13 protein-coding genes, 1 other RNA gene and 3 pseudogenes (1 of these 17 running past the window's edge) are annotated in these 13,786 nt (G+C 58.4%); 11 read left to right on the forward strand and 6 right to left on the reverse strand.

The features are described 5' to 3' along the window. Positions 1-487 carry the end of an arylsulfatase gene (locus tag Enr8_RS03195; RefSeq protein ID WP_246119928.1) on the forward strand. 1,013 nt of this gene lie to the left of the window's left edge, so 487 of the gene's 1,500 nt are visible here — the last part of the coding sequence; its start codon lies beyond the left edge, outside the window; it ends in the stop codon at positions 485-487. A gap of 45 nt (positions 488-532) precedes the next feature. Beyond that, a complete protein-coding gene (locus Enr8_RS03200; RefSeq protein WP_146429166.1) occupies positions 533-1,093 on the forward strand; it encodes an ankyrin repeat domain-containing protein in 561 nt (186 codons plus the stop codon). Here Enr8_RS03200 and Enr8_RS03205 read toward each other — a convergent pair. The 3 genes from Enr8_RS03205 to Enr8_RS03215 form a co-directional block, all read right to left on the reverse strand. Continuing rightward, positions 1,028-1,993 carry a methyltransferase family protein gene (locus Enr8_RS03205; RefSeq protein ID WP_146429167.1) on the reverse strand — a complete coding sequence of 322 codons (966 nt, stop codon included), beginning with the start codon at positions 1,991-1,993 and terminating at the stop codon, positions 1,028-1,030. The two genes, Enr8_RS03200 and Enr8_RS03205, sit on opposite strands and share 66 nt — an antisense overlap. 671 nt (positions 1,994-2,664) lie before the next feature. Next, a complete protein-coding gene (locus Enr8_RS03210) occupies positions 2,665-3,216 on the reverse strand; it encodes a hypothetical protein (protein ID WP_146429168.1) in 552 nt (183 codons plus the stop codon). Positions 3,217-3,283: 67 nt separating this feature from the next. Beyond that, positions 3,284-4,261 carry an MBL fold metallo-hydrolase RNA specificity domain-containing protein gene (locus Enr8_RS03215; RefSeq protein ID WP_146429169.1) on the reverse strand — a complete coding sequence of 326 codons (978 nt, stop codon included), beginning with the start codon at positions 4,259-4,261 and terminating at the stop codon, positions 3,284-3,286. 208 nt (positions 4,262-4,469) lie between these two features. Here Enr8_RS03215 and ssrA point away from each other — a divergent pair. Continuing rightward, positions 4,470-4,838, forward strand: a transfer-messenger RNA (tmRNA) gene (ssrA, locus tag Enr8_RS03220). Positions 4,839-5,012: 174 nt separating this feature from the next. Here ssrA and Enr8_RS03225 read toward each other — a convergent pair. Then, on the reverse strand, positions 5,013-5,207 hold the full coding sequence (locus tag Enr8_RS03225) for a helix-turn-helix domain-containing protein (RefSeq protein WP_186767407.1): 195 nt from the start codon (positions 5,205-5,207) through the stop codon (positions 5,013-5,015). A 147-nt stretch (positions 5,208-5,354) separates the two neighbouring features. On the opposite strand from Enr8_RS03225, the pseudogene Enr8_RS25940 reads away from it, so the two are divergent. The 6 genes and pseudogenes from Enr8_RS25940 to Enr8_RS03250 all read left to right on the forward strand — a co-directional run. After that, positions 5,355-5,456, forward strand: a pseudogene (locus Enr8_RS25940) (transposase); the annotation flags it as partial. Then, a complete protein-coding gene (locus tag Enr8_RS03230) occupies positions 5,426-6,487 on the forward strand; it encodes an IS3 family transposase (protein ID WP_246119929.1) in 1,062 nt (353 codons plus the stop codon). The pseudogene Enr8_RS25940 and the gene Enr8_RS03230, both read left to right, overlap by 31 nt. A gap of 65 nt (positions 6,488-6,552) precedes the next feature. Next, a complete protein-coding gene (locus Enr8_RS03235; RefSeq protein ID WP_246119930.1) occupies positions 6,553-6,981 on the forward strand; it encodes a tyrosine-type recombinase/integrase in 429 nt (142 codons plus the stop codon). A 56-nt stretch (positions 6,982-7,037) separates the two neighbouring features. Next, positions 7,038-8,172, forward strand: a protein-coding gene (locus Enr8_RS03240; RefSeq protein WP_146429171.1) for an IS3 family transposase whose coding sequence is annotated in 2 segments (ribosomal slippage) — positions 7,038-7,321 and positions 7,320-8,172 — 1,137 coding nt in all. Because the reading frame shifts where the segments join, the coding sequence is not laid out codon by codon here. Positions 8,173-8,213: 41 nt separating this feature from the next. After that, positions 8,214-9,041 (forward strand): annotated as a pseudogene (locus Enr8_RS03245) (IS256 family transposase); the annotation flags it as partial. Between the two features lie 264 nt (positions 9,042-9,305). Continuing rightward, the gene (locus Enr8_RS03250; RefSeq protein ID WP_146429172.1) at positions 9,306-9,779 is read left to right on the forward strand and encodes a hypothetical protein; all 474 of its coding nucleotides are present in this window, start codon (positions 9,306-9,308) and stop codon (positions 9,777-9,779) included. A 115-nt stretch (positions 9,780-9,894) separates the two neighbouring features. Here Enr8_RS03250 and Enr8_RS03255 read toward each other — a convergent pair. Further along, positions 9,895-10,467, reverse strand: a pseudogene (locus Enr8_RS03255) (ISAs1 family transposase); the annotation flags it as partial. Positions 10,468-10,560: 93 nt separating this feature from the next. Between Enr8_RS03255 and Enr8_RS03260 the strand changes: the two are divergent. Then, positions 10,561-10,848 (forward strand): DUF1294 domain-containing protein, encoded by a 288-nt coding sequence (locus Enr8_RS03260; protein WP_146429173.1) that lies wholly within the window; start codon positions 10,561-10,563, stop codon positions 10,846-10,848. Positions 10,849-10,882: 34 nt separating this feature from the next. Then, positions 10,883-12,217 carry a glutamine synthetase family protein gene (locus tag Enr8_RS03265; RefSeq protein WP_146429174.1) on the forward strand — a complete coding sequence of 445 codons (1,335 nt, stop codon included), beginning with the start codon at positions 10,883-10,885 and terminating at the stop codon, positions 12,215-12,217. Between the two features lie 84 nt (positions 12,218-12,301). Here the strand turns inward: Enr8_RS03265 and Enr8_RS03270 are convergent, their stop codons facing one another. After that, a complete protein-coding gene (locus tag Enr8_RS03270; RefSeq protein ID WP_146429175.1) occupies positions 12,302-13,723 on the reverse strand; it encodes a DUF1501 domain-containing protein in 1,422 nt (473 codons plus the stop codon). Positions 13,724-13,786 lie beyond the last annotated feature (63 nt).

Below are 13,786 nucleotides of genomic sequence, written 5' to 3' on the forward strand. Positions count from 1 at the left end.
CGCCGCCAACACGCCGTTTCGTCGCCACAAGACTTGGGTGCATGAAGGGGGAATCAGCACGCCGCTGATCGCCCATTGGCCGAGCGGCATCAAAGCCCGCGGCGAACTCCGCAACACGCCAGCCCACGTGATCGACATCGTCCCGACGATTCTAGAAACGGTCGGCGCCGAAAAACCGGCCGAGTGGGAAGGCGAAACCATTCCCGCCGCGCCCGGCAAGAGTCTGGTACCGGCGCTCGCCAAAGACGTGACGATCGACCGCGACTACATCTGGTGGCTGCACGAAGGAAACCGCGCCATCCGCGTCGGCAACTGGAAACTGGTCGCCGCCGAAGGGGACGCGTGGGAACTGTACGACCTAAGCGTCGACCGGGCCGAGTCGAGCAACCTGGCGTCGCAGAATCCCGAGAAGGCGAAACAGCTGGAAGCTCTGTGGACCAAGCAGCTAGAAGCGTCGATCGAGCTGGCGAAGAAGTCCACAAAATAGTAGCCCGAGGCGCGAGCCCCGCAAGCAAGAGAGTGGGAACGCGCTATGGAGGAGCCGCCTGAATCGCTGGAAGACGCGCTTGGTAGTGCGGTTTGGCGGCAGGACCTCGACGCGGTTCAGCGATTGCTAGGCGCTGGCGCTAATCCGAATATTCCAGGTACCAACGGTGGTTGGTCTCCCCTCAGGCTCGCTGGCGAGCATGATGAGACCGGCGAAATTGTCCGCGCCCTGGTAGCCGCTGGCGCCGACGTCAATCTTCAGGACGAACATGATGGTTCCACGCCATTGCATCAGGCCGTGGACATGGCGATCGACGGAACGATTCAGATGAATCGGGCAGAAATTGACTGGACGACCGTTGGGGTTTACCTGGAACTGGGAGCCGACCTCAACATCGCCGATCACCGTGGTAGGACCGCCGCGGATATCGCGGCGGCCTACGGCGACAACGCCGAGCGGTCGTTTGACGAGTTTCTAAGGACCCCAGAGGCGCAGGCTGAATCGGCGTGGCTCCGTCTTGCGCTGCACTGTTTCTGTAGGTCAGGCCTCGGCCTGACGCTGCGCTGCTATCGAGCATCGCAGCGGATCCCTCAGGCCAAGGCCTGACCTACGCGGAATCCAAAGGCCGACGTTGCGCTGATAACGCTCATACGCTGCGCCAAAGCGTTGCTTTAGATCGGCTTCTTCGACCGGGCGAACCGTCAGGTGCCAGATCACGGCGCCGGCCAAGGCATAGGCGATCACCCCAAAGCTGCCCAGGAACATGCCCACCGCAATCGCCTGCGAGATCCCGGCGATCGCCATCGGGTTACGAACATAGCGATAGGGACCGGTGATGACCAACACTGGAGCGGCCGCCGTTGGCAGCGGCGTCCCTTTGCCGATCGTCGCCATCAGGACGGAACTCGAGAGACCGATCGAAGCTCCCAGCATAAACAAGATGGGGCCAAAGATCGATTGGCCAGGCAACTGAAACGCCGTAAGGCCCAGGCGGTGCTCCAGTTCGACAATCGCCGCCGGAACAATGGCCAGCAGCGCCGCCCAGAAGATGACCGTCTGCAGCGTCATCCAGAGCAGAGCCGATCGACTGGCGAGCGGGGTCGCGCGAAAGAGCGCCGGCGTTTGTTCTGGCGTGCCGTAAATCGTCGCCATCGACAGCGTCATGCCGGCCAGCCCAACCATCAGCCCTGCCGCGATCCAGGCTTCGCCGGTCATCAGGCTCACTCCCACGCAGGTCAGCGCCGGATACCAGGCCGCCGCCGCCAATCCCCAGACCGCCAGCCGGGCATGAGTCGCTTCCCGCAGCACAAAAATCGCCGCCACCAGCGAGCCGACGACCAGCAGCAGAAGATCGCCGAGCCAGAACCCGAGCAGCGTCTCGCGCGGCCAGACAGCCGGTTGAAACCAGGCGGCCGACGCCGGAACCAGGCACAACAGCAACCACCACGCAGCCGTCGCCGCCGATTGCAAAAACAAGTAGCCGGCGACAACAGTTCGCGGGTGCATGGTCAGCCTCAAAGCGCTGGTGGAATTAACGACCTAATTCCAACCGCAGGCAGCCCCGATTGTTCACCGATAAAAATGGTTGACAAAGCGCACGGAATTTTGATCGATTACCGCAAGCAAACCACTATCTGCGGATCCGTGACGATGGAACCGCAGATGAGCGCAGATAGGATGATAGAGAGGGGCGATTGCCCGTGCGAGGATGGAGCACTGGTCGGCGAAAAAAATCGATCTCGAGTCCACTTTCCATTCGGAAGCGAACTAGTCACGCGTTTCCGGTCGATGGCTCGCGACGCGAAAAAACTGCGCCGCAGTCCAGTCCCTTCCGGCATGAAAAAATGAACGCAACTGGTCCAGTCCACCACGATCGTAGCCCGAGGCGCGAGTCGAGGGAAAGCGGCCGCTCATCGACCAGCCGCATGAAGAAAAAAACGAACGTAGGCAGTCCAGTCCGCGTAGGGCAGGCCGTGCCTTCCGAAGACAAACGCCCCGATGTCACGAACACGAAGAACCGTCAGAAAAAAGAAAACAGTCCAGTCCACTAGGAATCAAAAAAACGCGCGCCAGTGGTCCAGTTTTCCTGGCGCAAAAAAACGCGCATCGGCGGTCCAGTCCTGCCGGTGCGCTTGTGGCCGCTTTTCCCTCGGCTTGCGCCTCGGGTTACTACTGCTTTACTGAACAGGTTTGACCGCAGCGGCCCAGCGGGTTAGCAGCTCTAGGCCTTCTTCTTTACTGGCGACGATCATCAGAACGGTCGTGTAGCTGGTGAAGAAGATTCGTTCGCGGACGAATTTCGAGACGCCGTCGGCGTTTTTGTATTCGAGATCGAGAAACAGCGGCTTCGAAAAATCGTACGTCGTCAGGTCCGGAATCGTTTTCTTGGCGACCTGGAAGTTGAGCTGGCCCATTGTTTGCTCGGCCTGGTCGACGTACTTTTTGACCTCGGCGATCTTGTCGGCATTGGTTTTGGGGACGTCGAGCGTGATCGTGACCAACACTTCGCCGCTGACCCCTTCGCGGGATACTTCGACCTGGAAGCCGGTGAATTGGTCGCCGGTGATGATCGGCGTTTTCGTGGTGCTGAAACCGAGCGGCGGCTCGGGCATTATCAGGTAGTTGCGCTGCACGATTTGGCGGTTGGCCTCGGTGTCGGGCGGCTGGGCTCCGGCCAGGGCCGTTAGACAGAACAACGTGCAGATTGAGAAGAGAGCGGCGTTACGCATGGTCGGTACTCAGCGAGAGGAGGTTACGTCAGGTTGTAGATCAGCAGCGTGAAAGGGTAGGGGATCGCTAACCAAGCCAATAGGCCTGGTGGCCGCGGCGAAGCAGATCGTCGACAAACTTTTTGGGGCCGTGCGTGCAGTAGATTCGCTGCGGCGCGACTTGCTCAATCGTTTCAAGCAGTTCGCCATAGTCAGCGTGATCAGATAGGGGAATCACATGGTCGCACCGATAGCGCGCCGCCAAGCGCGGATTCCAGCCCCAGCCGGTCATGGCGAACCGTTCGGCGTGGACGACTCCTCGCACATCGCAGCCCCGCTGCGATCGGGGCGCCGTCACGATCGCATGCCCCGGTTTCGGCCGGCCGTCGTACAGTTCAAAGTGGCCCAGATCGCAACCGCATTCAGTATAGATTTGACTGATGTCGTAGACCGCCTGGGGTTGTTGGACGCGGATCCCATGCTCGGTCAAGATCTTGGTCACCTCCTGGGCCTTCCCCAGGACGTAGGCGTGGATCATCGGCGTCGCGCCGCGGCGGAGCGACTTTTCGACCAGTTCGACAAACTGGGCGATCGTTTCGCTACGCGGGGGCAAGCGGTAAAAGGGATCGCCGAAAGTGCACTCCATCACCAGGATGTCGGAGTGCGGCAGATCAGCCTGGCCGGCGGTGTACGACTGGCCGAGCCGATAGTCGCCGGTATAGAGGACCGAGCCTTCGTCGGTTTCGGCCAGCAGCATCGCCGAGCCAAGCACGTGCCCGGCTGACAGCGGAGTGAGCCGCGTGCCGCGAAACTCGAACGGTTGGCCCAGCGGCATTTCGCGGTAGGTCGTTTCGCCAATCCGGTGCCGGACCAGGGCCGCAGTCTCCGGCGTGCAAAGGACGGTCTGGTGCCGGGCCGAGTGATCCATGTGGGCGTGCGAAATGAAGCCGAACTGCTGCCGCCGGCGGACATCGAGACCGATATGCCCCGGCAGCAGAAAGAGCCCGCGATCGAAATAGAAGTTCTCGCGGGGTCTGGCGTCGATTTCAAACAGCGATTTTTGCATGGGAGACGAACTGTCGCGCTGCGGGGCCGCTATCTTTGGAGTGGAAACCGAGTTATCATAACAGTTTACGTCGCCGGGCGAGAACCTTCTCCCCCCCGGGCGACGTAGAATAGAGAGGATTCGGCAGGAGTCTCGGTTCAAGTTGAGCCGGGCGGAATGTCGAAAATCAGGAAGTTGCCGTCTTACCAGGCGGTACTCTTGCGCTTCAGGGGGCGAATTGGAATCGACCGGATAGTCTGAAGTGTAAGTGGCGTGTCGAGGTTGGTCAGTGGGCCTCGTTAAAAGCTGACTACAACTATAATTGCCGAGAATAACACTCTCGCTCTTGCTGCCTAGTTTACTAGGTTAGCTTGCCGGTTGAAGGTCTTTGTCGGAGAGATCTGAAAGCCGGTCGCCAATTCCGACTCGTCTTCAGTCACGCAAAGCACGCTGAGGACTAAATAAAGTTCTTTGCTAGTTGAGGAAGTATCCCGTCGATTGGAGCCTTCCTCAGCGAAATTCAAATAGTCGACTACACACGTAGAAGCTTGCATGGAAATGTCGCGGGACGCGGGTTCAAATCCCGCCGCCTCCATCAACAAACAGCCACTTGCCTGACACGCAAGTGGCTGTTTTCGTTTGGTTTACGACGATTCCGACCACTCATCAAAACCGCTTCTATGGGACACAATTCTTCAATTGTCCCATAAACACAAGGATTTGGTGTCCCATTGTTGTGCGGCTTGTGTCCCATAGAACCGCAACGACACGGTCATTTGTTCCGCTCTTTGGCGAGGTAGCGGTAGACGGTCGCAACCGAGATTTTGAGCTTCTTTGCAATGTCGTTTCGCTTAATCCCTTCGTCCGCAAGCTGGATGATCTTCTCACCAACGGAGCGACGAAGTCTTCCGCCGCCACCTGTCTTTCGCTCCTGCGGAAACGGATCATCTGGCGTGGCATCGAACATCGGCTTCAGTGGAGTGCTCCCCAAATCCTGATCCATTCGTTATGAAAGATCCAGAGCCAAAATTCTGGCGAAGGATTTTTTATGAGTAAGAAGCGACGTCGGCATTCGGCCGAACAGATCATCAAGAAGTTGCGGGACGCGGACGCCATGTTGGCGGCTGGCAAGAGCGTTGGCGAAGTGCTTCAGGCGTTGGAAGTGAGCGAGGCGACGCTCAGCCGTTGGCGAACGCAGTACGGCGGCATGAAGAGCGAAGAGGCGAAGCGGCTGAAATCGCTCGAAGAAGAGAACAACCGGCTGAAACGGATCATCGCCGATCAAGCGCTCGACATCTCGATGCTGAAGGAGATCGCCAAGGGAAACTGACCACCCCTCAGTCGCGCCGCGAGGCGGTCAAGCAGCTTCAGGAGAACTATTCGGTCTCCGAGCGGCGGGCCTGTCGCGTGCTCGATCTGCCTCGATCGAGCCAGCGATTTGAGGGGAAGCCGAGGGACGAAGACGCCCGCCTGACCAAGCGAATTTTGGAGCTGGTGCGCGAGCGTCCGCGTTGGGGCTATCGCCAGATCTGTCAGCTGTTGCGACGCGAGGGGGAAACCTTGAACATGAAAAAGATGCACCGACTCTGGAAAGCGGCCGGGCTGAAAGTTCCGCAAAAACGCCGGAAAAAGCGGGCGACCGGCGTTTCAACGAACGCTTGCCACGTGCAGCCGGCCAGCTTCATGCATGACGTTTGGACGTGGGATTTCATTCAGTCGTCGACGATCGACGGGCGAACGATCCGCTTTTTGAACATCGTCGACGAGTACACGCGGCAGTGCCTGACGATCAAAGTGGGCCGCAGCATCACAAGCGAAGATGCGATCGATACGCTGGCCGAACTCTTCTCGATGCATGGCGTGCCGAAGCGAATTCGCTGCGACAACGGCCCAGAGTTCATCTCGTGCGCGATCAAGACGTGGCTGGTGCTGATCGGCGTCGAGGTGCTGTACATCGAGCCAGGCTCGCCGTGGCAAAACGGCTTTTGCGAAAGCTTCAATAGTCGCCTACGTGATGAGTACCTGCACCAGACCGACCTGCGGAACGAGGAGGACGCGAGGATCAAAGCTCGGGCCTGGCGAGAAGACTTCAACGAGCGACGCCCGCACAGCAGCTTGGGCTACCTGACCCCGTCCGAGTTCGCGCGTCGCTGTGCCGCTTCCACTCCAGTCGCTGCGCTCCTTCCGCTGCAGCGGCACAGCGACCCCACCCAATCGTTACCTGTTTCCCAAACCGATCTTTCATAAGGCTTGGTACAGAAAAAGGGGGCAGGCCACTTCCTTCGTTTCCGAATGAACTAGCGGAACGAATCTTGGAAGAGACCGAAGTCCTGCGAATGATCGCCCTGGAAAACAACCCACGCAACAAAGCCATCCTTCTCACCTTCTATGCTGGTGGCTTTCGGGTGAGTGAAGTAGCGGCTTTGAAATGGAAGCACCTGCAAAGCCGTGATGAAGCTGGTCAAATCACAGTCTTTGCCAAGGGCGGGAAGACCAATTCGGTTTTGATGCCTGCGGCGGTCTGGGTTCAACTTGTGGTGTTGCGTGGTGATGACTCAGGCGAATCACCCGTTTTCCGTAGCCGGAAGAAAGGTCACCTATCCGAGTGCCAGATTTGGCGGATCGTGCGTAAAGCTGCGGAGCGTGCTGGGATTGAAAAAGCCGTATCGTGCCACTGGCTACGACATGCCCATGCTTCACACTCGCTTGAAGTGGACCCCAGTTTTCGGACCACGGGTTAAGGTGGATTTCTTCGACTCTCCAGAGAGGATATCGTGGCGTCATCAGGAGAATTCAGATGGCGCGAAAGCGGCGGCGGTTTGATGCGGCGTTTAAGGCCAAGGTGGCTCTCGAAGCGGTTCGCGGGCTGAAGACGATCAACGAGATAGCTTTGCAATTTAAGGTCCACCCGAACCAGGTCACGCTCTGGAAGAAGCAGCTGCTGAATGGGGCCGAGCAGGCCTTTGAAGGGGGCAGCGCGAAGCCTGCCAAGAGCGATGAGCCCGATCCGGCCGAGTTGTATGAGCAGATCGGACGACTGAAGGTCGAGCTGGAGTGGCTCAAAAAAAAAGTTGCCGAGAACTCGTGACGAGGCGCTGCGATGGATCGACCATGGTCACCCGAAACTCAGCGTTCGCAGGCAGTGTCAACTGCTGGGCGTTCAACGCTCGCAGTTGTACTACGAACCGGTTCCCGAGACGGCGGAAAACCTCGACTTGATGCAAAGGATCGACAAGCAGTACCTCCAGACGCCTTTCTGGGGCAGCCGCAACATGACCACCTTTTTGCATCAGCAAGGCTTCGCCGTCAATCGGAAGCGAACCCAGCGTTTGATGCGAATTATGGGGCTCAAAGGGCTCGCGCCGGGACCTTCCACAAGTCGACCAGCGCCGCATCATCCAATTTATCCGTACCTGCTGAGAGACGTGGTGATCAACCGCCCGAATCAGGTTTGGTCGAGCGACGTCACGTACATTCCGATGCGGCATGGATATCTGTATCTGGTCGCGGTGATGGATTGGTTCAGCCGTTACGTTTTGTCGTGGCGATTGTCGAACAGCATGGACGTCGAGTTCTGCGTAGCCGCCTTGGACGAGGCGTTGGATCAAGGAACGCCGGAGATTTTCAACACGGATCAAGGAGCTCAATTCACCAGTCGCCAGTATACGGATCGATTGAAGTCCAGCGCGATCGAGATCAGCATGGACGGTCGCGGCCGGGCGTTGGACAACGTTTTCATCGAAAGGTTATGGAGAAGCGTGAAATACGAAGACATCTACCTCAAGCATTACGAGTCAGGCGCCGATTGTCAGAAAGGACTGACTCGGTATTTCAAATTCTATAGCCACGAACGTCCTCATCAGTCGCTGGGCAATCGAACCCCATGGGCGGTCCACACCAGCCAGCGACGGGGAGCCAAGGTACCCACCTAAGCAACTCGCTCCCGTGGTCCGAAAACTGGGGTCCACTTCACAGCGCCAACGTTGTCGTTCGGTTGAAAGAGCAATGGGGCGCAGAATATGACGAGTGGAGCAAGCGTGAGTTATCGGACAAGCACTACGTTTACGTCTGGGCCGACGGCATTCACGCCAAGGTGCGGTTGGAAGACGACGCCAACAAAAAACAGTGCCTGCTGGTGCTAATGGGAGCGACCGCCGATGGCCAAAAAGAATTGATCGCGGTGCTTGATGGTTATCGCGAGAGCGAACAGAGCTGGTACGAGCTGTTGGTCGACTTAAACCAACGCGGTCTGGCGATGGCTCCAAAGATCGCGGTCGGCGACGGCGCGCTCGGCTTTTGGGCGGCGCTGCGGAAAGTCTTTCCCGAAACGCAAGAGCAACGCTGCTGGGTTCACAAGACGGCGAACGTCTTGAACAAAATGCCAAAGAGCGTGCAGCCGAAAGCGAAAGCCGACTTACACGAAATCTGGCAGGCGGAAACGAAGCAAACTGCGGAGAAGTCGTTCGACGAGTTCCTGGAAAAATACAAGGCGAAGTATCCCGCGGCTTGCGAGTGCCTGCAGAAAGATCGCGACGTGCTGCTGACGTTCTACGACTTCCCGGCCGAGCATTGGGGCCACCTGCGAACCACCAACCCGATCGAATCGACGTTCGCCACCATCCGCCTACGTCATCGCCGCACCAAAGGCAACGGAACCCGGCGAGCCAGCCTAACCATGATGTTCAAACTGGCCCAATCCGCTTCGAGGAAATGGAGAAAATTGAACTGCTGCGAAAAGCTCGCGCTTGTCTTGGAAGGACGTTCCTTCCAAGACGGAATCCTGCAGGATAAGGCCGCCTAGTTCAGGAATTCAGAACACGATATTTGACAATAGCTCTCGGAAAGATCGAATACGATGCCGATCTGGAGCGATTGATGGGGGGGGCACGTCGGACCTTCCGAAACACTTTACAGAGTCACTCGTTTTCGCCTCAAGTTGATATTCACCGCACGAAGATGGCAGAACGAAGCGATGCACGCCGAGTCGCGAAGTCGGTGTTTTTTCAATGGAGAATCGCTCGTCGCGGCCGGGTGATTATAGACATTCGCCGACAATTGGAGACGCATGGCAACGCTATATTTCGTCTGCGGAGGACCAGGGCCAGGGAAAGACATTGTTGATGAGGTCTTCGGACGGAACTTCGAGTCGGTCGGCACGGCGAAGGGACTTTTCTCTCGCTGCAACGCCGGCGATGGCGCAATCGGATTTATTGACGTCGACGACTACTGGATCTTTTCCGGTGACGCTGACGAGGTGTTTCGGTACCACGATTCTCTTGCGACAATGCTCTCGAAAGCCGGCGAGGCTTTGGCACTGTTCGGTCAGACAACGGCTGGTTACTACGAGGTCATCAGATACAAGGAAGGAGTCGAGATTGAGCGGACTCTTGATCGGTATACTGACGCAGGTGACCGTGCGCGATTCAAGCGAAAGAACCTGAAGATGGACGATCTTTGGGAAGCAGCAGACCGACTTCTGCCGGAGCCGACTGAAGCCGTTTTCGATAGGCCGGTTCATTGGATCAAAGTGGGCGATTAGAGGCAGAACTAATGGATGGACGCGAGCCGGGATAGGCCGGTTGGCTCGCCAACGCATTGAGGATCGCTGTGGTAGTTTCGGATGATAGCCCACGGCACGGCGATCGCACCATAAATCACGTCGCCAGCAACACTTCCAGCAGATAGGCGTCGTTCCGCCCCGCTTTTAGCCGCTTGTTCTTCACACCCACCTTGGCCGTTTTGTTGTTCTTCAAGAGGCTCAAACTCGTTCTTCGCAGCAGGCTGAAGTTGATGTCGGCGTTTCCTTTGCGGATGCGGCTTTGGTCCTCGCCGAACGTTACGTCGAGTTGCCAGTGGAGCGAATTCTCGATACCCCAGTGACCGCGGACCGCTTCGGCGAAGCGTTTGCCCGTGAGGTATTTGCTAACGATATAGTAGCGGACGTCGCTTGTCTCTTTGCCGTTTTGCTTGACGATGTTAATCGTCATGCCGATCGCCTTCAGGCTCTTCCACTTGCTCGCGTACGGAAAATCATCCGCATCGATCGGGCAGAGATAATAGTAGCGCGACTCTTCGCGGCCATGCCCTTTCTCGTGCGTTTCGTGACGATGAACTTTCAGCTTCTTGAAGTCGACTTCCATCGCGGCGACGAAGTGATCGCGAATCGACTGGTGCAGGTATCGCTGATTTCCTTTGATCGCCAGGCAATAATCGCCGCCTGCGGCGACTGCGGACAATCTGCGTGCTTGCCGAAGTAAGGTGGCCTTTCCGGGGGACGCATGCTAAAACGCTGACTTTCCCACGGCTTGCACGAGATCCTGATGTTCACGGCCATCCTCTACTATCTACTGCTTGTCGCCATCACCAGCATCGTCGCCTTTGCGATGTATTGGCTCGACAAACGACTTGCTCAGAGCGACGGCCGGCGGATTTCGGAGAAGAACCTGATCTTGATCGCCATCCTGGGCGGCTGGCCGGGGGCTTGGGCGGCGCAGCAGTTTTTTCGGCACAAGACGCAGAAGACGAGCTTTCAAATCAATTTTTGGTTGGCCGTTGCGGTTCATGTTGGGATGTTGGGATTTTTCGCCTATTTGTGGTGGTGGCGGTGATTGCAAATCTCGAAACTGATAGAGAGTGGCGGCGATGAAAGGTGATTCCCTACCGACCCTGGATGACGACGTTCGTTTCGTCCGCGTAGTCTGGACCGACAACGCCAACATCATTCGCGGCAAGGCGATCCACCGCAACGGTTTGGCCAAGTATGTCACGCATGGCGTCGGCATTACCGCCGCCTCGCAGGCGATGCCGGCGATGTACGACGCGGTGATTCCGGAAACTGGGCTCGGGCCGATTGGTGAGATTCGGCTGGTTCCCGATTTCGCGACGCTTACGACGTTGCCGTACGCGCCAGGGCATGCACGGGCGATGGGGGATTTGCTGCTGGATGGAGAGCCATGGCCGCTTTGCCCACGCAGCTTCTTAAAGCGAATTGCGGCGGACGCGGCGCAGGCAGGCTTTGAAGTCAAAGCAGGCTTCGAGAACGAGTTCTTCTTGCTGCAGCCGACAGCAGACGGCGGCTTCGCCCCAGCGGACGAGACTTTGTTTGCGGCGACGCTGGCGATGGATCTGGCCCGGCCGGTGATCGACGATATTGTCGACTCGTTGTTGGCGCAGAAGGTGCCGATCGAGTTGTACTACCCAGAGTCAGGGCCCGGCCAGCACGAGCTCTCGGCTGTCTGCACAACGCTGACTCAGGCAGCCGATTGGCAGGTTGTCTTTCGTGAGACGGTCCATGGCTGCGCGGCCAGGCATGGACTGAAGGCAAGCTTCCTGCCCAAGGTCTTCGCTGAAAAGGCGGGCTGCGGATGTCACCTGCATCTCAGCTTGTGGCGCGATGGCGAGAACGTCTTTCCTGATCCGGGCGGACCTGGCGGGTTGTCGGACATCGCCTGTTCGTTTGTCGCCGGCGTGCTGGAGCATTTGCCGGCGCTGGCGGCGGTGGTTGCGCCAAGCCCGAATTCGTATCGCCGACTCCAGCCTCACTTCTGGAGCGGCGCGTATCGCTGCTGGGGATTGGATAATCGTGAAGCCGCCATACGGGCGCCAAGCAGCCCCAGCGGCGATGGCTCGGCTCATTTTGAACTGAAGACGGTCGATGCGACCGCCAACCCGTATTTGGCGGCAGGTTGCGTTGTGGCGGCGGGGCTCGATGGAATCCAGCGAAAGTTGAAGTTGCCGCCGCCGGTGCAAGTCGACCCGGGCTCGCTCTCGGACGTGGAGCGAGCCAGTCGCAACATCGAGACGTTGCCAGCAAACCTAAGCGAAGCGATCGAGCGGCTCGCGAGCGACAAGGTATTGGTCGACGCCCTAGGGCCAGATCTGGCGAAGGCGTTCTTGGCGGTACGACAGGCCGAATGGGATGCGATGAAGGGCTATCAGCTAGAAGACGAAGTTCGTCTGCTGCTGGAGCGATACTAACGGCGATTCCGTCTTGCGTCGTGGCAGAGATTGCCACCGACGCATTCCATTGTGAAGTCGTCTTGCGATCTATGATCGCAGCGCTTAAGCCAGGATGTCGCGATGGAAATGGCCTTCGTTCAGGTCGACCCGTTCGGGGCGGCCTTTGTGCATGTAGATCGTCTTGGTGTGATCCATGCCGAGCAGGCCCATCACCGTGGCGTGGATGTCATGGACGTGCAGCTTGTCCTCGACCGCGTAGAGGCCCAGGTCGTCGGTCGCGCCGATCGTCTGGCCCGCTTTGACGCCGCCGCCTGCCATCCACATGGTGAAGCCGGTCGGGTTGTGATCGCGGCCGGTACCTTTTTCGCTCATCGGGGTGCGGCCGAATTCGCCACCCCAGATGACTAGCGTATCTTCCAGCATGCCGCGTTGCCGCAAGTCGGCGATCAGACCGGCGATCGGTTTGTCGACGCCGCGGCAAAGTCGCGAGTGGTTCGACTCGATGTTGCTATGGCTGTCCCACTTGCTGCCGGCGCCCGAGTAGAGTTGCACAAAGCGAACGCCCCGTTCGACTAGGCGGCGGGCCAGCAGGCATTGGCGACCGTAAATTTCGGTCTCCTTTTGATCGAGACCATACATCTTCTTGATCTCTTCGGTCTCGCCGTCAACGTCGACGGCGTCGGGTGCGTCGGCCTGCATTCGGGCGGCCAGTTCGTAGCTTTGGATCCGGGCTTCCAGTTCGCTGTTCGACTCGCGGCCGGCATAATGGCGGCGGTTCAGTTGATTGATGTAGTCGAGCTTCCCTTGTTGCTCGGTCATCGTGACGCCGGCCGGGTTGTTCAGGTTACGAACCGGTTCCGATCCGGTTTCAAACAGCACGCCTTGGTGTCCTGAAGGCATAAAGCCGGAGCCCCAGGCCCGGGCGCCGTTGACGACCATTGCCGAGCTGTCCTTCATCACGACAAACGTCGGCAAGCTCTCGGTCGGCGTTCCCAGACCATACGAAACCCACGAACCAAGCGAAGGACGGCCGCCAAAGACGGCGCCGGTGTTCATCTGGCAGACGCCGCCGGCATGGTTGATGCCGTCGGAGACGCACGAGCGGATCACGCACAGTTCGTCGGCGATCGCGTGGTGATGCGGCAGCCAGTCGGAAATCCAAAGTCCGCTTTCGCCACATTGTTTCCATTTCCGTTTGCACTCCAGGATCGGCGAATTCGCCTCTCCCATGGCGGTCACCGGGCGAGGGAAGCTCTCGGGCAAGGTTTGTCCCGCCAGCTTGTTGACCGCCGGCTTGTAGTCGAACAGGTCCAGGTGACTGGGACCCCCTTCCATAAAGAGCCAGATGACGTTCTTCGCCCGACCGAACTGGTTGGGGATCTTCTGCGCGACCGGATTGTCGGTCGTGGCGGCGGCCAGCGGTTGACCGCTGAGCGCGGCGTACGCCATGGCGCCGAAACCGCCGCCGGCTTGCAACAGGAAATCGCGTCGTGAGTAGTGATAGTCGAAGTTATTGCAACTCATGGAAATGCTTCCTTTGGTTGGATGGTGATCCGACCGATATCTTGTCGACGACGGATACGCGAT

Origin of the sequence: Blastopirellula retiformator (genome assembly GCF_007859755.1) — a bacterium.
Classification (GTDB): domain Bacteria; phylum Planctomycetota; class Planctomycetia; order Pirellulales; family Pirellulaceae; genus Blastopirellula; species Blastopirellula retiformator.